We start from the raw sequence: 18,173 nt of genomic DNA, 5'->3' as shown, positions 1-18,173 counted from the left end.
GACCATGGGAATCGAGACCGTCACCAGCAGGAACCGGGACGTCGAGGGCGGCGTCGCCGGCGCGGTCAAGGCACTGTGGGCCGCCCAGCGCGCGGACGGCTCATGGGAGGGATACCTGCCGTCCTCGGCCGTGTCGACCGCGGCCGTCCTCATCGCCCTGCACGTCGCCGACCGCGACGGCGGCGCCGCGCTGATCGAGGCCGGCACCGGCTGGCTGGTGGCCCAGCAGAACCCCGACGGAGGCTGGGCCGACGTGCCCGGCGGCCCGTCCACCTTCAACGGGACGGGCATCGCGGTGTCCGCGCTGAAGACGGTGCGCCCTGGGGCCGAGGCGGAGATCGGGAGGGCCAGGGACTGGCTGGCGCGCAACGGCGGCCAGGCCGCGCTGGAGGACATCGAGCGGACCACCCTCAACGTGATCGTCCGCGTCTACCTCGCCTTCGCCGGGCTGTACGACCCGGCCAGGGTGAAGCGGATCCCCATCGAGATCTCGCTGATGCCGCACCGGCTGCACCAGCGTGTGTCGTTCATCCTGCCCGGCGTCTACTCCTGGGCGATCATGCAGGTGCACACGCGCGCGTTCGGCCCGCTGAGGCGCGTGACCAACCGCGTCGCCGAGCGGCGCACGCTGCGGTACCTGCGCGACCTGGCCGAGTTCGAGGGACCGGACGGCGGCTCGGAGGAGTCGGCCTTCATGGTCGCCCTCATCGTCTTCGGGCTGGCGCTGGCCGGCGTGGGCGACGACCTCGTCGCCAAGTACCTCGCCTACATGCGCGGCGCCGTACGGCCCGACGTGTCGTGGCCCATCGACCGGGACCTGGAGCTGTCCGGCACCTGCTACGTCAGCCAGGGACTTCAGGAGGCCGGGCTCGGCGACGACGAGCGGCTTCGCCCCGCCATGAACTGGATCAAGGCCTCGCAGCGGCAGGTGGGCCTGCCCGCGACCGGCTGCCCGCCCGGCGGCTGGGGCTGGGGCCTGCCGTCCTCGTGGCCCGACGTCGACGACACCTCGCTCGCGCTGTACACGCTGGCACGGGCCGGTGTCCCCGCCTCCGACCCCCACGTACGGGCGGGCGTGGCGTGGCTGCACTCCATGCGGAACCGCAACGGCTCGTGGGGATGCTTCATCCGCAACGGCAGGACCATGTTCGACGCTCCCTGTTCGGCGCTCACCGCGCACGCCATGATCGCGCTCAACCGGGTCGGCGGCCAGGACCACCGCCTCGACCGGGCGGTGCGCTGGCTGGCCAGGACGCAACGGTCCGACGGCTCCTTCTCGTGCGTGTGGTTCAGGGACCACACGGCCGGGACGGCCCGGGTGCTCGACGCGCTGGGGCAGCTCGGGCTCGGCGACCATCCGGTCGCGCGCGGCTGCGCGAACTGGCTCACGACGCACCGCGCGCCGGGCGGCGGCTGGGGCGACGGCGGGGCGCTCGGGCCGACCGCCGAGGAGACGTCGTGGGCGGTGCTGGGCCTCGTCAGCTCGGGCCGGGGCGACGATCCCGCCGTCACCGCCGGGATCGAGTGGCTGCTGGACCACCAGCGCGACGACGGGCTCTGGGACGGCGGGCAGGTCGGCTACTACTACAACGGCCTGACGTACTGGTGTGACGCGATGGTGAACGGCTACGCGCTCCAGGCCCTCGCCTGCTACCGGGACCGCTGACGCCCCCCGGCACGCGGCCCGGTCCCAGGCTTCCCCCCTCATCCCGGGCCACTCGGCCCGGCGCCGGGCTTCCCCCTCGTCCCGGCCCGCGTGGCCGGTGCCTGGCCTCCCGCCCGGCCCCGGCCACGCGGGCTCGTCCCGGGTCACTCGGCGGGCGCGGCTCCCAGCTCGACCAGCCGTACGCCGCGGGGGTTCAGGCGCGTGGTGAGCACGATGAGACCCGCCTGCGCGGCGAGGGTCGCGAGGTGGTCGGGGGTACGGACGCGCCCGCCCACGAGCACCATGATGCGCAGGTCCTCGTCGGTGAAGGCGGCCTCGTCCACCTCCCACTGCTCGGCGACCAGCACCCGGCCGTGGGGGCCGCACGCCTCGGCGCACCGGGCCAGGATCGCGGTGGCCGACTCGTCGTCCCAGTCGATCAGGACGCCGCTGAGCAGGTAGACGTCGCCGCCCGCCGGGAGGGGCTCGAAGAAGCTGCCTCCGATCGCCTCGCAGCGCCCCGACAGCCCGGCCGCGACGATCGCCGCCTCGGCCTTCGCGGCGCTGGAGGGCAGGTCGACGAGCACGCCCCGGAGCCCGGGGTAGGCCCTCAGCAGCCGGGTGAGGAGCATGCCCGAGCCGCCGCCGACGTCGACCACCGTCCCGACGCGGTCCCAGTGGTATCCCTCCACCACGTCGGCGACCGAGCGCCCGGTGTACCAGTGGGCGAAGCCGTCGAACTCGGCCAGCAGCCGTGGATCATCGGCGATGTCCTCGTAGTAGGGACGGCCGTACGCGGTCTCGTAGACCGGCCGGCCGGTCCTCACCGCGTCGGTCAGGAACGCGGCGGCCCTGTCGAGGCGGCCGGCCAGGCCGTCCTGGTCGAGCCGCGCCCGGAGCCGGGCGGGGTGGTCGTCGAGCAGCAGCCGGGCGGCCGGGTTCAGGTCGTACTCGCCGGGGCCCGCGCGGTGGAACACCCCGTGCGCCACCAGGTAGGCGAGCAGCCGTCCGAGGGCGTCGGGGTCGAGCCCCGTGCGGACGGCGAGCTCCTTCACGTCCTGCGGGCCGTCGGCGAGGTGGTCGGCCAGCCGGAGCGTCGCCGCGGCCCTGACCGCGTGCGGCCAGATCGCGTCGGCCAGCCGGGCCACGTCCCCGCTGGCATCGGGAACGTCGGGGAATTCCGCTGTGCGATCACTCGCACCCGGCCGTTCGGAAGCTCGGACGTCGGATTCGGCACTCACGATTACCCTCCGCTGCGCTCGGATGGCGATCCAAGAAACAGGCATGAGTCTCGCGTTATTTGTGCAGATCAGTCCAGGTACGCCCGGGAAGATGACCAAGTACTAAGGATTACATCAGTATGCGGCACATGTCCTTCATGGCACTGTCTCCAGTGAGCGAAGGCTGAGGCCACGCCGGGGCAGCGGGGAAGCCATGCCACGGCGGGAGGACGGGGAAGAGCCCTAGTGATGCATATCGACGACAATTCTCCGCTGGCGATTTTCGACTGGTACCGCGAGACGCGGTCGGAGAATCCGGTCTTCCGGGACGACGTCTTCAACGCCTGGCACGTGCTTCGGTACGAGGACGTCCGCATGGTGCTCTCCGACGGAGAGACGTTCCAGTCGACCCGGCCCGCCACCCGGCGGCCCGCGGTGGACGTGTTCGATCCTGGTGAGGACACCATGGTGCGCGCCGACGGCACGCACCACCGCATGCTGCGCGGCCTGGTCAATCAGGCCTTCACCCCGCGCGTGGTGGAGCGTCTGGCGCCACGGGTTAGGGAGATCTGCGGCGAACTGCTCGACGGGTTCGAGGGCAAGGGCGGCATGGAGGTCGTCGCCGACATCGCCTACCCGCTGCCGATCACGATCATCATGGAGATGCTCGGGGTCCCCACCGACCGAGTCGAGCAGTTCCGGCGCTGGTCGAACGCGGTGGTGTCCGGTGGCAGCGGCACCGCTCGGGAAGGAGCCGACACCGACATCGGCGCGATGATGGACTACTTCAGCGGCGTGCTCGCGGATCGCCGCAACGCACCCGGCGACGACCTCATCAGCCGGCTCCTCGCCGCCGAGATCTCAGGTCAGCGCCTCACCGAACGTCAGCTGCTCAACTTCTGCGCGCTGATGCTCATCGCCGGACACGAGACCACGACCAGCCTGATCACCAACACCGTGTTCTGCCTGCAGAGCATGCCCGACGTGCTCGACCTCGTCCGGCGGTCCGGCGGCGATCCGCTGCCGAGGGTCATCGACGAGGTCCTGCGGTACGCGGCGCCCGTACAGGCCGTCCTGCGGTTCGCCACGGCGGACGTGGTGGTCGGCGGGCGGCGGATCAACGCGGGCGACACCGTCTTCCCCTTCGTCGGATCGGCCAACCGCGACGAGACCGCGTTCCCCGACCCCGACCGGTTCGACCCCTTCCGCGCCGCCGGTCCCGGCCTCGCGTTCGGCCACGGAATCCACTATTGCCTGGGTGCTCCGCTGGCCAGGCTGGAAACCGCCGTGGTGGTGTCCGAAATGCTGCGGCGTTTCGGCGGCAAGTGGTGGGCCGAGGGCATTGACTTCGATACTTCGATCCCGCGATTCCTCTTCGGAATCAAGCGGTTACCGCTGTCGTGGGACGGCTAGACGACCAGGTGGCACCGGCTGACACGCCGATAAGTCGTTTGTGTTAACGATCGTCGCCGAACGATGTTGATATACCAAACCCGGTGCCGCTGGGATACGATCAATGCTGATTAGGTTTACCGGAATTGGCGGGACCGCGGGGAAGAACCACCGCACCTGACGGCATCATTCCGACCCGTCGCCAACGGCTCTGGAATGGGCGCCTCCCGAGAGCTCGAGCCCCCCGGAGGGTAGAGCCACTGCTCAAAGGGCCCGATGATCGTCCTGCCTCGTGAGGGGATCGATCGGGCACGAGTTGCCACCAACCGGAAAGGAAGCCGTATGGTCCCCACCGAGACGCTGGTCAAGGAGAAACTGTCCGCCGAGGCCCGGAGCCGGCGGCGCCTGGCCGGGCAGCGGGTGTTCATGATCGGCGGCTGGCCGGCCTTGGAGACCGCGTCGTCCCGCGCCGCCGATCCCGACCACGGCAAGGGGCACGAGTTCTGGTTTCGCGACACTTTGATCACGCGAGGCACCGCCGACATGACCTCGCTCCCGAGGCAGGTGCGCGGCGCCCAGCCCCATTGGTTGCTGATCGGGCAGATGCTCAACGAGGAGGACCTCCCCGAGCTTGTGGCCAAGTGCCAGGTGATGGCGCCGATGGCCCGCCTGGCGATGCTGGGGGCGTTGAAGGACCGTGGGCGTGCGGAGGCCTGGGTGCGCCGCGGGTGCACGGTCTACCTGGCGTACAACTCCACCCTCGACCGAGTGCTCGACACGCTCAAGATCGCCGCCTTGCTGGACCTGCAGATCGTCGACTATGTGATGTACCTGCGCTGGCAGCGCTCCATGCCAAAGGCGCCCCATCTGACGGACCGGCAGCAGCAGGTCCTCGAACTGATCAAGCATGGGCACACCAACGCGGAGATCGCGAAGGAGTTGTACCTCACCCAGCACACGGTGGAGTTCCACATCCGCCACCTGCTGCAGAAGCTGGGGGCGCGCAACCGCACCGAGGCGGCGGAGATGGGCCACGCGCTGGGGATCTGCTGACCCGTGACCCGCGACGACCGGCCTGGCGCGGCCCCCGAACGGCCCGCCTGGGTCCCCGCCGACATGTACCCCTTCGCTGACCGCTACCTGGAGGTCGACGGCAACCTCGTCCACTACGTCGACGAGGGCGAAGGGCCGTCCCTGCTCTTCCTGCACGGCAACCCGACCTGGTCCTTCCTCTACCGTGACGTGGTCGCCGGGCTGCGCGGCCGTTTCCGCTGCGTGGCCCTCGACTACCCCGGGTTCGGGCTCTCCCGCGCCCGGCCGGGATACGGCTTCACGCCCCGGGAGCACGCCGGGGTCGTCGAGGGCTTCATCGAGAAGCTCGACCTGTCGGACCTGGTGGTGGCGGTCCACGACTGGGGCGGCCCCATCGGGCTGTGGGCGGCCGGCCGCCATCCCGCGAGGATCCGCGGGCTCGTCATCAGCAACACCTGGGCGTGGCCGAGCGACGACGCCGTCAAGCGGTGGTTCTCGGTCATCATGGGCGGGCCGGTCGGGCGCGCGCTCATCCGCCGGCTCAACGTCTTCGTGAACGCCTTCATCCCCGGCGCGATGCGGACACGCAGGCTCGACCGCCGGGCGCTGCTCGCGTACCGGGGCCCGTTCCCCGACGCCCGCTCCCGTACCCCGATCTTCGTCCTCCCCCAGCAGATCACCGCCGGCCGCGACTTCCTGCGGGAGGTGGAGGAGGGCCTGCCGTCCCTGGCGGACAGGCCGGCCCTCATCGTCTGGGCCGAGGCCGACGCCGGCTTCCGGGCGGACGCGCGCCGCCGACTGGAGGCCGCCTTCCCCGGCCACCGCACCGTGACGCTCCCCCGCGCCGGCCACTACCTGCAGGAAGAGGCCCCCGGGGCCATCGTCACGGCCGTCCAGACCTGGTGGGCCGAGACGCAGTGGCACGTACGCTGACACCCGCCGGGCCGGCCGCAGAGATCGGATGTCTGCGAAGATCCACGGATTCGGAATTGCCGTAGGCTATGAACTCACATGGCAGAAAGCGCAGGTATGGCCGAACACACCAACCTCCCGGCGAGCATCGACCCGACCATCCCGAGCGTCGCGCGGATGTACGACTACTACCTGGGCGGCAAGGACAACTTCGCCGCAGACAGGCGGGCCGCCGAGCAGTTCATCACCGTCGTGCCCGGCATCCGGGAGATGGCGCGGGCGAACCGGGCCTTCCTCGCGCGGGTCGTCGACCTGCTGACCCGCGCGGGGACGCGGCAGTTCCTGGACATCGGCTCGGGGCTGCCCACGCGGGAGAACGTCCACCAGATCGCCCATCGCGTCGACCCGGAGACCCGGGTCGTCTACGCCGACAACGATCCGATCGTCCTGGTACACGGCCGCGCGCTGCTGGCGGACAACCCGCACAGCACGGTCGTCCAGGCCGACATGCGCGAGCCCGAGGCGCTGCTGGCCCATCCCGAGATCGCGGGCGCGCTGGACTTCGATCGGCCGGTCGCCGTGCTGCTGGTCTCCATGCTGCACTTCATCCCCGACGAGTCCCTGGTCACCCACATCGTGCGCACGATCCGCGAGCGCCTCGCCCCCAGCAGCCACCTGATCATCACCCACGCCTTCGCGGGCGACGTCAGCGCGGACGTACACGAGGCCGGCCAGCAGGTCTACCGCTCGACCGCCACCGGTTCGCTCACCTCGCGCGGCACCGACCGGCTGGCCGAGCTCCTCGCGGGCATGACGGTGCTGGAGCCGGGCATCGTGCCGGTCCAGTCCTGGCGGCCCGAGTTCGAGGGCGACGCCGCCTTCGACCCCGCCAAGCCCGCCATCCTCGCCGTCGTCGCCCGCGAGTGACCGCCACTCGCCCGGACGCCCGCGCGGCGAGGCCGGGCGCCGTCGGGACGCGGCCGGGCGCCGTCGGGACGACACCAGGCGCCGTCGGGACGCGGCCGGGCGCCGTTGAGACGAGGCCGGGCGCTCGCGCGACGGGAGGAGGCGTTCGGGCCGTACGGGAGCGAGGGCGACCTCATTTCTTGCGGCCCACGCCGCAGTAGGCCGGCAGCGTGTCGGCTCTGCGGGGCAGCGGGCCGTCCGGCCGCCAGGCGCCGAGGCGGGCCACTCCGGGCTCCACGAGCGCCAGCCCGTCGAAGAACGCCTCGATCTCGTCGCGTGAACGCAACACGGCCGGGGAGGTCGCCCTGTCGTAGACGGAGGTCCCGGCCGTCAGCCGATCGTCCAGCTCCGCATGCGACAGGACCAGGCACGATCCCGGCGCCAGAGCGTCGACCAGCGTCTTCACGATACCGAGCGGATCTTCGCTGTCCTTGATGAAGTGCATCACGAAGACCAGCAGGACCGCTGTCGGCTCGGCCAGGTCGAGATGGGCCCGGACGTCCTGGTGGCCGATGATCTTATCCGGCTCGCGCAGGTCGCCGGTGACCATGATCGTCTGGTCGTCGGTGGCCAGCAACGCCTGCCCGTGAGCGAGGACGATCGGCTCCAGGTCGACATAGGCCACCCGCGCGGCCGGATTCGCCCGCTGGGCCACCTGGTGGACGTTCTCCTGCGTGGGCAGTCCGGACCCGATATCGAGGAACTGGCGGATGCCTTTCTCGCGGGCCAGGTATTCGACGGCGCGCCGGAGGAAATCCCGATTCGCGCGAGCGAGCTCACGCGTCCGTGGAAAGATCCCGATCACTTTTTCGGCCGCCTCGCGGTCGGAGGCGTAATTGTCCTTACCGCCGAGATAGTAATCGTACATTCGCCCTACATTGGGCGTTGTCGCGTCGAAGCCGGATAAAGGTGACTCGCCGGGATTCGGCGTCATAAGGCGGCCTTCGCCGGCGCCTCTTGACCACACACCTGGATCATGACCTGACCGTAACAGTCAGCAACTTGACCGCTCAACGATTACCAGGAAACCCACAGGAATTAGCCCAATACATCAACCGAAGGCTCCCAACCACCCGGCGACCGACCTGACCGTCACCACCCGGTCACCTCGGTCGCCTCGGTCGCCTCAGTCCCGGCCTCACCTCGGTCACCTGGGTCACCGGCCTCACCTCACCCCGTCCCTGCCGTCTCACCGTCGGCCGGCACCAGAGCGCCGCTGAACTGCGAGGAATACAGCCGGTGGTACGCGCCCCCGGCCGCGAGCAGCTCGTCGTGGGTGCCGTGCTCGACGATGCTTCCCCCTTCCATCACCAAGATGAGGTCGGCGTCGCGGATGGTGGAGAGCCGGTGGGCGATGACGAAGCTGGTCCGGTCGGTACGCAGCGCGGCCATCGCGTGCTGCACCAGCACCTCCGTACGGGTGTCCACCGAGCTGGTGGCCTCGTCGAGGATGAGCAGAGACGGGTTGGCGAGGAAGGCGCGGGCGATGGTCAGCAACTGCTTCTCACCGGCGCTGACGTTTCCGCCCTCCTCGTCGATCACGGTGTCGTACCCGTCGGGCAGGGTGCGGACGAACCGGTCGACGAACGTCGCCCGCGCGGCGGCGTGGATCTGCTCGTCGGTGGCCTGAGTGTTTCCGTAGGCGATGTTCTCGCGGATGGTGCCGCCGAACAGCCAGGTGTCCTGGAGCACCATGCCGATGTGCGAGCGCAGGTCATCACGGCGCATCGCGGTGACGTCGACGCCGTCGAGGGTGATGCGCCCGGCGTCCAGCTCGTAGAAGCGCATGATGAGGTTGACCAGCGTGGTCTTCCCCGCGCCTGTCGGGCCGACGATCGCGATCGTGTGCCCGGGGTCGGCCACCAGCGACAGGTCCTCGATGAGGGGCTGCTCGGCGTTGTAGCGGAAGGACACGTGCTCGAACTCGACGCGGCCCCGGCGGGTGGTGGGCAGCACCGGGTCGGCGGGGTCGGGCTCCTGCTCCTCGGCGTCCAGCAGCTCGAAGACCCGCTCGGCCGACGCCACGCCCGACTGCAGCAGGTTGGCCATCGAGGCGACCTGGGTCAGCGGCTGGGTGAACTGCCGGGAGTACTGGATGAAGGCCTGGACGTCGCCCAGGCTCATCGACCCGGTGGCGACGCGCACGCCGCCGACGACGGCGATGGCGACGTAGTTGAGGTTCCCGATGAACATCATCATCGGCATGATGATCCCGGAGATGAACTGGGCGCCGAAGCCGGCCTTGAACAGCTCCTCGTTCCGCTGCCGGAACACCTCCTCGACCTCCGGCCCGCGCCCGAACACCTTCACCAGCTCGTGACCGGTGAACGCCTCCTCGATGTGGGCGTTCAGCGTGCCGGTGTGGGTCCACTGAGCGACGAACAGCTTCTGCGAGCGCTTCGCGACCAGCCCGGTGACCAGCATCGACACCGGGATGGTGACCAGGGCGATCAACGCGAGCAGCGGCGAGATCACCAGCATCATCGCCAGCACGCCGATGACGGTCAGCAGTGAGCCAAGGAGCTGGCTGAGCGTCTGCTGCAGGGTCTGCGACACGTTGTCGATGTCGTTGGTCACCCGGCTGAGCAGCTCGCCGCGCGGCTGGCCGTCGAAGAACTTCAGGGGAAGCCGGTTGAGCTTGTCCTCGACGTCGGCGCGCAGCCGGTAGACGGTGCGCTGCGTCACGTCGTTGAGCAGGTAGCCCTGAAGCCAGCTGAAGGCGGACGCGGCGACGTAGAGCCCGAGGGCCCACGCCAGGACCGTGCCCAGCGCGCCGAAGTCGATCCCCTGGCCGGGGACGAGGTCCATCCGCGCGAGCATGTCGGCCAGGTTGTCGTTGCCCGACGCGCGGGCGGCCTGGACGGCCTGCTCCTCGGTGGTTCCCGCGGGCAGCCGCCTGCCGACCACGCCACTGAAGATCAGGTCCGTCGCGCGGCCGAGGATCTTCGGTCCGATGACGGCGAACGCGACGCTGGCCACGGCGAGGACGACCACGGCCACGATCCTCGTGCGATCGGGGCTCAGGCGCCGGAGCAGCCGACGGGTGGAGGGCCCGAAGGTCATCGACTTCTCCGCGGGCATCCCCGCCCCTGCGAAGGGCCCCCGTCCGAAGCCGCCGCCGCCCGCGGGCGGTCGCGGTCGCGTGGGTGCCGTTGGCCGGTCGCTCATACTGCGCTCTCCGCGGTCAGTTGGGACTCGACGATCTCGATGTAGGTCGGGCAGGAGTCCAGGAGTTCGGAATGGGTGCCCATGCCGACGATGACGCCGTCGTCGAGGACGATGATCTGGTCGGCGTCGGCGACGGTGGAGATCCGCTGGCCGACGATGACCACGGCGGCCTCGGCGGTGTGCGGGCGCAGAGCGGCGCGCAGCCGGGCGTCGGTCGTCAGGTCCAGGGCCGAGAACGAGTCGTCGAACAGGTAGATCTCGGGCTTGCTCACCAGGGCACGGGCGATCGACAGGCGCTGCCGCTGCCCGCCGGAGACGTTGGTGCCGCCCTGGGTGATGGGCGCCTCCAGGCCCTCGGGCATCGCCTCGACGAAGTCGCGGGCCTGGGCCACTTCCAGCGCCTCCCACAGCTCCTCGTCGGTGGCGTCCGGGTTGCCGTACCTCAGGTTGCTCGCGACGGTGCCGGTGAACAGGTACGGCTTCTGCGGAACCAGGCCGATGCGTGTCCAGAGCATCTGGGGGTCGAGGTCGCGGACGTCGACGCCGTCGACCGACACGGTGCCGGACGTGGCGTCGAACAGCCGGGGCACCAGGGAGACCAGCGTCGTCTTGCCCGACCCGGTGCTGCCGACGACGGCGGTGGTCTGCCCCGCGACGGCGCGGAAGGAGATGCCGGACAGCACCGGCGCCGCCGCGCCCGGGTAGCGGAACTCGACGTCGCGCATCTCCAGCTCGGCGCGGCCGTGCACCCGCTGTACGGGGTTCTCGGGCGGGCGCACCGACGACTCGGTGTCCAGCACCTCGCCGATGCGCTCGGCGCAGACGGCGGCGCGCGGGATCATCATCGAGATGAAGGTGGCCATCATCATCGACATGAGGATCTGCATCAGGTACATGAGGAAGGCGGTGAGGGCGCCGATCTGCATCTCGCCGCTGTCCACCCGGGCGGCGCCGAACCACAGCACGGCGACGCTGGAGACGTTGAGGATCAGCATCACGGTGGGGAAGATGAGCGCGGTCAGCCGCCCGACGCGCAGCGCGTTGCCGGTCAGCGCGTCGTTCGCCTCGGCGAACCGGCGGGTCTCCTCGCGCTCCCGTACGAAGGCCCGCACGACGCGGATGCCGGTGAGCTGCTCGCGCAGCACCTGGTTGACCAGGTCGATGCGGGTCTGCATCGCGCGGAACTGGGGCACCATGCGGGAGACGATCAGGCCGATCGAGATCAGCAGCGCCGGGACGCAGACCAGCATGAGCCACGACAGGCCGATGTCCTGCCGCAGCGCCATGATGATGCCGCCGAGGCCCATGATGGGCGCGGCGACCAGCATCGTGCAGGTCATCACCACGAGCATCTGCACCTGCTGCACGTCGTTGGTGCTGCGGGTGATCAGGCTCGGCGCCCCGAAATGCGCGACCTCCCGGGCGGAGAAGCCGCCCACCTGGTGGAAGACGCTCGACCGTACGTCCCGTCCGAAGCCCGCCGCCACCCGCGCCCCGTAGTAGACCGCCGCGATCGAGCAGCCGATCTGCACGAGGGACACGGCCAGCATCCAGCCGCCGGTGGTCAGGATGTAGCCGGTGTCACCGGCGGCGACACCCTGGTCGATGATGTCGGCGTTCAGGCTCGGCAGGTACAGCGAGGCGATGGTGCCGACGAGCTGGAACAGCACAACGGCGGCCAGCGCCGACGAGTAGGGACGAAGATAGGTACGGAGCAGTCGGCTCAACATGGATGCGCTCCGACGGAGGGCGCACGGCGGGAGGGCGGGGTCACGCGCATCACGTTATAGGAGCATGCGGCCCATTCACGCACCTTTTTCCGGGACAAGCCCGCTGAGCGGCAAGGCCGTGGGCGGGCGGCCGGAGCGGATGACCTGCGCGGTCACCGCCGGCCGACGTCGCCGATCCGGAGTCGCTCGCATTCCGCGGCAGACCACAGCTCACCACCGAAGTGCCCGCGAGCATCGTGATGGCGCGGGGCTCGGTGTCCGTGCCCGCCGGTTCGCGGTCTCGGACGGACGCTATACCACGTTCGCGTAGTAGGAGCTCGTGTCGAGCTGCCCGGTGCCGATGAACACCTCGGTTCCCGCCTCCACGCTGGTGAGGTACTTGGAATTGGCCATCCAGCCGCGCGACACGAGGTTGTTCAGGAAGTCACGCAGGTTGAGCGTCGCCGACGAGGTGTTGGCGGTGCGCACGAACGAGAAGACGTTCCAGCCGATGTTGCCACGGTAGAGGTCCCAGCTCGTGCCGGCGATGGTGACCGTGGCCTGCTTGGTGCCGACCGGGCCCGCGCCGCCTGAGCGGTAGAGCCAGATCATCACCTCGTCGGTGGGGTTGTCGCTGTAGCTCGGGTTCGAGATCGCGTGCAGCCACAGGTCGTAGGCCACGTTCATCGTGACCGCGCCGTTCTGGGTGACCTTGTAGTTCCAGCCGGTGTTGACGCTCCGGTTGGCCGACAGCTGGATGGGCAACCCCGTGTTCGCGTTCTTCCAGCCCCAGTGCCAGCCGAGCACCGAACTGGCGTAGGACTTGACCGAGTTCGACTGACCGGACCAGCCGAAGGACGTCCCCCAGCCGATCGTGTTACCGGAGGTGGAGGTGTCCCAGATGCACTGCCAGCCCGACCCCGAGTCCTGCCCCCAGAGGTTGTTGTTGATCCAGTACTTGCCCTGGGTGATCGTCCCGTAGGCGGTACACGTGTTGGCGGCATGGGCCGGCAGGGTCGTACCGGCGACGAGAGCGGCCACCATCGCGAGACAGGCAAGCACCTGCCGAACGACAGGACGACGTTGAACCAGCACGTCAGAACCTCCTCGGCTAATCGATTAGTTTGACGACCATCTCAACTATTTATGTATGACTCCCTTTGTCAAGCCCTGTTCGCCGAGGGACTCAGAGGACCGCGATGGCGGCCCGGTAGAGGGCGGGCAGCTCCGATCCGCCAGGCGTCGCACGATGAAGCGTTCAGGCGGTATGGCCGCGGGTGGGATCTCACCCGAGATGCGCAAGGCCGGCACCGCCGATGCCACGAGCGGCTCGAACTTACGCTAGCGTAGGTTACGGTTTCGTAGCCTATTGGGGGAAGATCCTGTGCGCGCGTTCAATGACACCGAGTTGCTGTTCGAGCTGGAGCCCGTGGTCGCCGGGGAGTTGGACCGGCATCTCAAGGTGGCCAAGGAGTGGTTCCCGCACGAGTACGTCCCCTGGTCGCAGGGGCGTGACTACGACGGCGTCTTCGGCGGCGAGGCCTGGGCCGAGACCGACTCGACCATCCCCGAGGAGGCGCGGGTCTCCCTCATCGTCAACCTGCTGACCGAGGACAACCTGCCGAGCTACCACCACGAGATCGCCACGACCTTCGGCAGGGACGCGGCCTGGGGCACCTGGGTTCACCGGTGGACCGCCGAGGAGGGCCGCCACGGCACCGCCATCCGCGACTACCTGACGGTCACGCGCGCGGTCGACCCGGTCGCCCTGGAGCGGGCCCGCATGCTGCACATGGGAGAGGGCTTCAGCAACTCCTACGAGGGAGTGCTGCACTCGCTCGCGTACGTCTCCTTCCAGGAGCTGGCCACCCGCGTGTCCCATCGCAACACCGGCAAGGTCTCCCAGGACCCGAACTGCGAGCGCCTGCTCGCCAGGATCGCCGCCGACGAGAACCTGCACATGCTCTTCTACCGCAACCTGCTCGACGCGGCCTTCCGGCTCGCCCCCAGCCAGACCATGCGCGCCGTCACCGACGTGGTGACCACCTTCCAGATGCCCGGCACCGGCATCGAAGGCTTCACCCGCAAGGCGATGACCATCGCCAACGCCGGAATCTACGACCTGCGGCTGCACCTCGACGACGTCCTCATGCCGGTCCTGCGCCAGTGGGCCGTCTTCGACCTCACCGGACTGGACGCCGAGGCGGACAAGGCCCGCGACGAGCTCGCCGGTTTCCTCGCCCGCCTGGAGGTCTCCGCCTCCCGCTTCGTCGACCGCCGCGAAGCCCGCCGCGCCCGCCTCGCCGACACCGCGGCGAACCACTGAGTATCCGCCACCGCCGTCAGGACGGAACGGCCCTGGCGTCGCAGCTGGCGCTGCTTCCCACACCGCGGCTTCAGCCCGAAGATCAGTATCACGCCCGGCGGGGTCGCTTCCTCCACGAGGTCCCGGTAGCAATGACGAAATTTCCACCGAAATATCCTCTGACCTGCGGTGTCGCGCGTCGCGGTCGACAGCGCCCGTATGGTGCCGAGCGCCCTGGCCACGCCGGGGACGGGCGTCACAGTGCCGTGCAGGCGCCGAGGTAGCCGGCCAGCATCGCGCGGGCGAGGCGGTCGACGTCCGCGTCGTCCGGCAGGAACCGGTCGCTGTGCAGGGAGACGTCGGTCTCGGTGCCCACGAACAGCATCAGCGACGGCAGCCGCTCGGCGAAGAAGGAGAAGTCGTCCGCGCCCACCGAGCGCAGCGTGTCCGACACCTCCAGCCCGTGCGAGCGAAGCAGCCGGGACACCTGCGTCACCAGCCGGGGGTTGTTCTCCAGTACCGGCTCCCCCTTCACGAAGGTCACCTCCGCCTCGCAGCCGTGCGTGCGCGCCACGGACTCCGCCACCTCGACGACCCGCTGGTGCAGCAGTTCGCGCGTCGCGGTCGACAACGCCCGTATGGTGCCACGCGCCCTGGCCACGCCGGGGACGACGTTGGCCGCGCTGCCCGCCTGAAGTGACGAGACCCCCACCACGGCCGGCGCCATAGGATCGATCGACCGGCTGACGACGCTCTGGAGCGCCACCACCGTGTGCGACAGGGCCAGCACGGGGTCGCGCGTGAGGTGCGGGTAGGCGGCGTGTCCCGACTCGCCGTGTACGCTGATCTGGAATTCGTCAGACGAGGCGTTGACACCGCCGGGTACGCAGGCGACGACGCCGGCGGCCAGCACCGGCTGCACGTGCGCGCCGATCATCGCCCCGCACCGCTCGGCGCCGAGCACACCGCTCTCGACGATGTCCTGCGCGCCCGAGGGATAGGTCTCCTCGCGTGGTTGCAGGACCACCAGCAACGGCTTGGGCCCTCCCACCCTGTGGACGGCGCGGGCCACCGCCACCAGCGCGGCCAGGTGTACGTCGTGACCGCAGGCGTGCATGACCCCGCGGTTCCGCGAGCTCCACTCGACGCCGGTCGCCTCGGTCACCCCGAGCGCGTCGAGCTCGCCGCGCACTCCGACGGCAGGCCCCGGCCCGCCGACGCGCACGACCGCCCCGGTCTCGGCGACCTTGGTCAGGGGCAGCCCGCCGGGCAGCGACGCGAGTACGGCTTCGCGGGTGGCCGACTCCTCGCCGGACAGGTCCGGCGAGGAGTGCAGGCGGCGGCGCAACGAGAGTGCCGCGGGCAGTTCCTGATCGAGGGCCGCCCACAGCTCGGGGTGCTCGCTCATCCGAGGTCCAGTCCGTATACCCGGGCCGCGTTGGTGCGCCCGATCATCGTCGCGACACCCGCGGCGTCCGCCGGAGTCCACTCATCCTCCTCCACCCACGCCGTCAGGGCACGCGTCATGCCGCGGCGCCACAGCAGCGCACCGAGGTAGTGCAACTCCGGCGGGCCCCACGCGTCGGACGAGTAGAGGATCTTGGCGAACGGCGCGAGCTCCAGGCTCTCGGCCACGATCACGTCGGAGCGCGCGCCGGTGTAGTTGACCGCGAGCCCCACGTCGAAATAGACGTGCGGGAAGACCTGGGCGAGATAGCCGGCGTTGCGCTGGAAGGGATAGCAGTGCAGCAGCAGGATGTCGGACCCGGTGTGCTCCACCGCCTTCAGCCATCGGGTCAGCAGCAGCGGGTCGGAGCGATGCAGCTCGACATCCGGATCGCCGTAACCGGTGTGGAGTTGCAGCGGCAGGCCCGTCTCGGCCCCCGCCCACAGCAGCATCCGCAGCAGCACCGGGTCGTCGACGCGTGGCGCCGCCCCCTCGCCGATCTGCCGCAGCCAGTCGCCGGCGGCCTTCCGCACCTCCGCGTCGGTCGGGCGCGCCGGGTCGAAGTCGAAGCCGTGGCGGTAGGCCACGATGCTCTTCAGGCCGACGGCGCCGCGCGTCCGCTGCTCCAGTGCCTCTCGGAAGCCGTCACGCAGGCCGCCGGCGGAGGGGGCCGTACCCGCCAGGTCCTCCAGCACCGCCTCCAGCCGCACCACCTCCTCTACCCGGGCACCGCCGGCGGACGCCATCTCGACGGGGCTGAGGATCTGGTCACCCTTGTAGCCCGTCTCCACCAGCCAGTGGTCGGTCCCGCTCGCGCGCAGGAAGGTGCCGGCCAGCTCGCCAGGGGCCACCGCGGACCGTGCGGCCCAGTAGTCGTCCGCGCTCGCCGACGGCTCCAGCCCGAGCAGCGGCGCGCAGTGCCGCCGGATCGCGAAGCCCAGCTGCGAATCGAACTGAGTCATCCACGGCGGGATCGGCCGGTCGGACTCGGTGATCAGCTCCTCGAACGCCGGCCGCTCCACCGGCCCGCGCAGCGCGCCGTGCACGTGGTGGTCGACCAGCCCCAATTCGTCGATCTCGGCCTTGAGATCAGTAGACATCGGCGATCCTCCGGCACTTCTCCTCGGGCGTGAGCCCCTCGACCAGCGCCAGCTCGGTGCGCTTGACGTCGAGGTGGGTCCGCAGCAGGTCGTCGTCGAACCAGGCCCGCGCGACGTCGTCCTTGGCCAGCTCGTCGAGCGCCTCGTCCAGCGACCCGGGCAGGCGGGGCACGTCCGACAGCTCGGCCTCGGTGCTGTTCTCCGGCCACACCTTCGGATCGGGGTAGGCGGCGGTGATGCCCCGCAGTCCGGCCCGTACGAGCGTGCCGATGACCAGCCACGGGTTCGCGGTCGCGTCGGCGGCGCGGAACTCCAGGTTCAGTTGCCTGGCCACGTCGCCGTCCGCCGTGGTGGGGCAGATGCGCAGCAGCGCCTCCCGGTTGCGCTCGGCAAGGAAGACGCCGGCGGCGCTCCAGCGGTGCGGGGTGAGCCGCAGGAACGACACGGGACTGGGCGCCGTGACGGCGGTGATCGCATGGGCGTGCCCGAGTACGCCGGCCGCGAACCGGCCGCCGATCTCCGACAGCCTCCCTGGCCGCGCGTGATCGAAGAGCACCGGCGCCCCTGTCTCGGCGTCGCGCAGCGAGAGGTGCACGTGTACGCCGTTGCCCACGCCCTCGGGACTGGTCAGCGGCGCGAAGGTCGGCCGGTGGCCGCGGCGCCGGCCAAGGTCGCGGACCAGTTCGCGCAGCAGCACGGCGCGGTCCGCCGCCACCATGGCGTCGCTCGGCCGCATGGTGACCTCGAACTGCCCGTCTCCGTACTCCGGGAGCCAGGTCTCCGGTTCGAGTCCCGCCTGGCTCATCAGCTCGACGAGCTCCGAACCGAACGGCTCGGCGTCCCGGTAGCGCCCGAAGGAGAACGGCCGGGAGTCCGGGAGGCCCTGAAGGACGAACTCGTGCTCGAACGACGCCACGACCTCCAGCCCCGTCAGCTCGCGGAACTCCGCGAGCGCCGTACGGGCGAAGGTGCGCGGGCAGCACGGCCACGGCGACCCGTCGGGACGTACCTGGTCGGCGAGGTAGAGGCGCACGCCCGGGTGCGTGCCGTCCGCCGGGATGTCGACGCCGGTCGACTCGTCGGGAAGCAGTCGCAGGTCACCGGTCGAGCCGAACACGTTGTCCTCGGCGATCGGGCCGAAGCAGCTGATCGCGAGGTCGGCGGGGACCCAGCCGACCCCGGTGCGCAGCACGTTGTCGTGGTCCGCCGCCGGGACGGCCCGGCCGCGGGTCTGCCCCGCGAGGTCGCAGGTCGCCACGAAGATCATCGATGTCATG

Annotated in this window: 14 protein-coding genes; 6 read left to right on the top strand and 8 right to left on the bottom strand. The window is 70.2% G+C overall.

Annotated features, from left to right (window positions below):
- Positions 1-4 precede the first annotated feature (4 nt).
- Complete coding sequence (locus ACGFIV_RS03805; RefSeq protein ID WP_358551913.1) at positions 5-1,666, top strand: prenyltransferase/squalene oxidase repeat-containing protein; 1,662 nt, start codon at positions 5-7, stop codon at positions 1,664-1,666.
- Between the two features lie 143 nt (positions 1,667-1,809).
- On the opposite strand, the gene ACGFIV_RS03800 is transcribed toward ACGFIV_RS03805, so the two are convergent.
- Positions 1,810-2,886: a methyltransferase gene (locus tag ACGFIV_RS03800; RefSeq protein WP_358557672.1), complete on the bottom strand. Its 1,077-nt coding sequence runs from the start codon at positions 2,884-2,886 to the stop codon at positions 1,810-1,812.
- 228 nt (positions 2,887-3,114) lie between these two features.
- Between ACGFIV_RS03800 and ACGFIV_RS03795 the strand changes: the two genes are divergently transcribed.
- The 4 genes from ACGFIV_RS03795 to ACGFIV_RS03780 all read left to right on the top strand — a co-directional run bounded on the left by ACGFIV_RS03795 (position 3,115) and on the right by ACGFIV_RS03780 (position 7,128).
- Entirely contained in the window at positions 3,115-4,278 is a 1,164-nt protein-coding gene (locus ACGFIV_RS03795) for a cytochrome P450 (protein WP_358557675.1), read from the top strand.
- Between the two features lie 321 nt (positions 4,279-4,599).
- Positions 4,600-5,310 carry a response regulator transcription factor gene (locus ACGFIV_RS03790; RefSeq protein ID WP_358557678.1) on the top strand — a complete coding sequence of 237 codons (711 nt, stop codon included), beginning with the start codon at positions 4,600-4,602 and terminating at the stop codon, positions 5,308-5,310.
- 3 nt (positions 5,311-5,313) lie between these two features.
- On the top strand, positions 5,314-6,222 hold the full coding sequence (locus tag ACGFIV_RS03785; protein ID WP_358557681.1) for an alpha/beta fold hydrolase: 909 nt from the start codon (positions 5,314-5,316) through the stop codon (positions 6,220-6,222).
- A 78-nt stretch (positions 6,223-6,300) separates the two neighbouring features.
- Positions 6,301-7,128, top strand: a complete 828-nt coding sequence (locus ACGFIV_RS03780; RefSeq protein ID WP_358557684.1) for an SAM-dependent methyltransferase — start codon at positions 6,301-6,303, stop codon at positions 7,126-7,128.
- 172 nt (positions 7,129-7,300) lie between these two features.
- Here ACGFIV_RS03780 and ACGFIV_RS03775 read toward each other — a convergent pair whose 3' ends face one another.
- The 4 genes from ACGFIV_RS03775 to ACGFIV_RS03760 form a co-directional block, all read right to left on the bottom strand.
- Complete coding sequence (locus tag ACGFIV_RS03775; RefSeq protein ID WP_358557686.1) at positions 7,301-8,101, bottom strand: SAM-dependent methyltransferase; 801 nt, start codon at positions 8,099-8,101, stop codon at positions 7,301-7,303.
- Between the two features lie 236 nt (positions 8,102-8,337).
- The gene (locus ACGFIV_RS03770) at positions 8,338-10,248 is read right to left on the bottom strand and encodes an ABC transporter ATP-binding protein (RefSeq protein ID WP_358557689.1); all 1,911 of its coding nucleotides are present in this window, start codon (positions 10,246-10,248) and stop codon (positions 8,338-8,340) included.
- A gap of 83 nt (positions 10,249-10,331) precedes the next feature.
- Entirely contained in the window at positions 10,332-12,065 is a 1,734-nt protein-coding gene (locus ACGFIV_RS03765; RefSeq protein WP_358557692.1) for an ABC transporter ATP-binding protein, read from the bottom strand.
- Positions 12,066-12,356: 291 nt separating this feature from the next.
- Complete coding sequence (locus tag ACGFIV_RS03760) at positions 12,357-13,106, bottom strand: hypothetical protein (protein WP_392831686.1); 750 nt, start codon at positions 13,104-13,106, stop codon at positions 12,357-12,359.
- Between the two features lie 322 nt (positions 13,107-13,428).
- On the opposite strand from ACGFIV_RS03760, the gene ACGFIV_RS03755 reads away from it, so the two are divergent.
- Positions 13,429-14,370, top strand: coding sequence for an acyl-ACP desaturase (locus ACGFIV_RS03755; RefSeq protein ID WP_392831683.1), 942 nt, complete (start codon positions 13,429-13,431; stop codon positions 14,368-14,370).
- A gap of 235 nt (positions 14,371-14,605) precedes the next feature.
- Here the strand turns inward: ACGFIV_RS03755 and ACGFIV_RS03750 are convergent, their stop codons facing one another.
- From ACGFIV_RS03750 to ACGFIV_RS03740, 3 genes are read right to left on the bottom strand one after another with little or no spacing between them, the layout of a single operon-like run.
- On the bottom strand, positions 14,606-15,757 hold the full coding sequence (locus ACGFIV_RS03750) for a M20 family metallopeptidase (RefSeq protein ID WP_392831680.1): 1,152 nt from the start codon (positions 15,755-15,757) through the stop codon (positions 14,606-14,608).
- Positions 15,754-16,896, bottom strand: coding sequence for an amidohydrolase family protein (locus tag ACGFIV_RS03745; RefSeq protein WP_358559053.1), 1,143 nt, complete (start codon positions 16,894-16,896; stop codon positions 15,754-15,756). The genes ACGFIV_RS03750 and ACGFIV_RS03745 overlap by 4 nt, the downstream gene beginning before the upstream one ends.
- Positions 16,886-18,172, bottom strand: coding sequence for a glutamine synthetase family protein (locus ACGFIV_RS03740; RefSeq protein WP_358559051.1), 1,287 nt, complete (start codon positions 18,170-18,172; stop codon positions 16,886-16,888). The genes ACGFIV_RS03745 and ACGFIV_RS03740 overlap by 11 nt, the downstream gene beginning before the upstream one ends.
- Position 18,173 lies beyond the last annotated feature (1 nt).

Source organism: Sphaerisporangium sp. NPDC049003, from assembly GCF_043197795.1.
GTDB lineage: Bacteria > Actinomycetota > Actinomycetes > Streptosporangiales > Streptosporangiaceae > Sphaerisporangium.
Note: the sequence above shows the minus strand (reverse complement) of the source record. Positions and strands in the feature narration are given on the sequence as shown.

What these genes read in the sequence shown, in the direction of transcription:
- ACGFIV_RS03795 (WP_358557675.1), top strand. Translation starts at nt 3,115, where the DNA reads ATGCATATCGACGACAATTCTCCGCTGGCGATTTTCGACTGGTACCGC.
- ACGFIV_RS03790 (WP_358557678.1), top strand. Translation starts at nt 4,600, where the DNA reads ATGGTCCCCACCGAGACGCTGGTCAAGGAGAAACTGTCCGCCGAGGCC.
- ACGFIV_RS03780 (WP_358557684.1), top strand. Translation starts at nt 6,301, where the DNA reads ATGGCAGAAAGCGCAGGTATGGCCGAACACACCAACCTCCCGGCGAGC.
- ACGFIV_RS03770 (WP_358557689.1), bottom strand. Translation starts at nt 10,248, where the DNA reads ATGCCCGCGGAGAAGTCGATGACCTTCGGGCCCTCCACCCGTCGGCTG.
- ACGFIV_RS03750 (WP_392831680.1), bottom strand. Translation starts at nt 15,757, where the DNA reads ATGAGCGAGCACCCCGAGCTGTGGGCGGCCCTCGATCAGGAACTGCCC.
- ACGFIV_RS03765 (WP_358557692.1), bottom strand. Translation starts at nt 12,065, where the DNA reads ATGTTGAGCCGACTGCTCCGTACCTATCTTCGTCCCTACTCGTCGGCG.
- ACGFIV_RS03740 (WP_358559051.1), bottom strand. Translation starts at nt 18,172, where the DNA reads ATGACATCGATGATCTTCGTGGCGACCTGCGACCTCGCGGGGCAGACC.
- ACGFIV_RS03775 (WP_358557686.1), bottom strand. Translation starts at nt 8,101, where the DNA reads ATGACGCCGAATCCCGGCGAGTCACCTTTATCCGGCTTCGACGCGACA.
- ACGFIV_RS03745 (WP_358559053.1), bottom strand. Translation starts at nt 16,896, where the DNA reads ATGTCTACTGATCTCAAGGCCGAGATCGACGAATTGGGGCTGGTCGAC.
- ACGFIV_RS03805 (WP_358551913.1), top strand. Translation starts at nt 5, where the DNA reads ATGGGAATCGAGACCGTCACCAGCAGGAACCGGGACGTCGAGGGCGGC.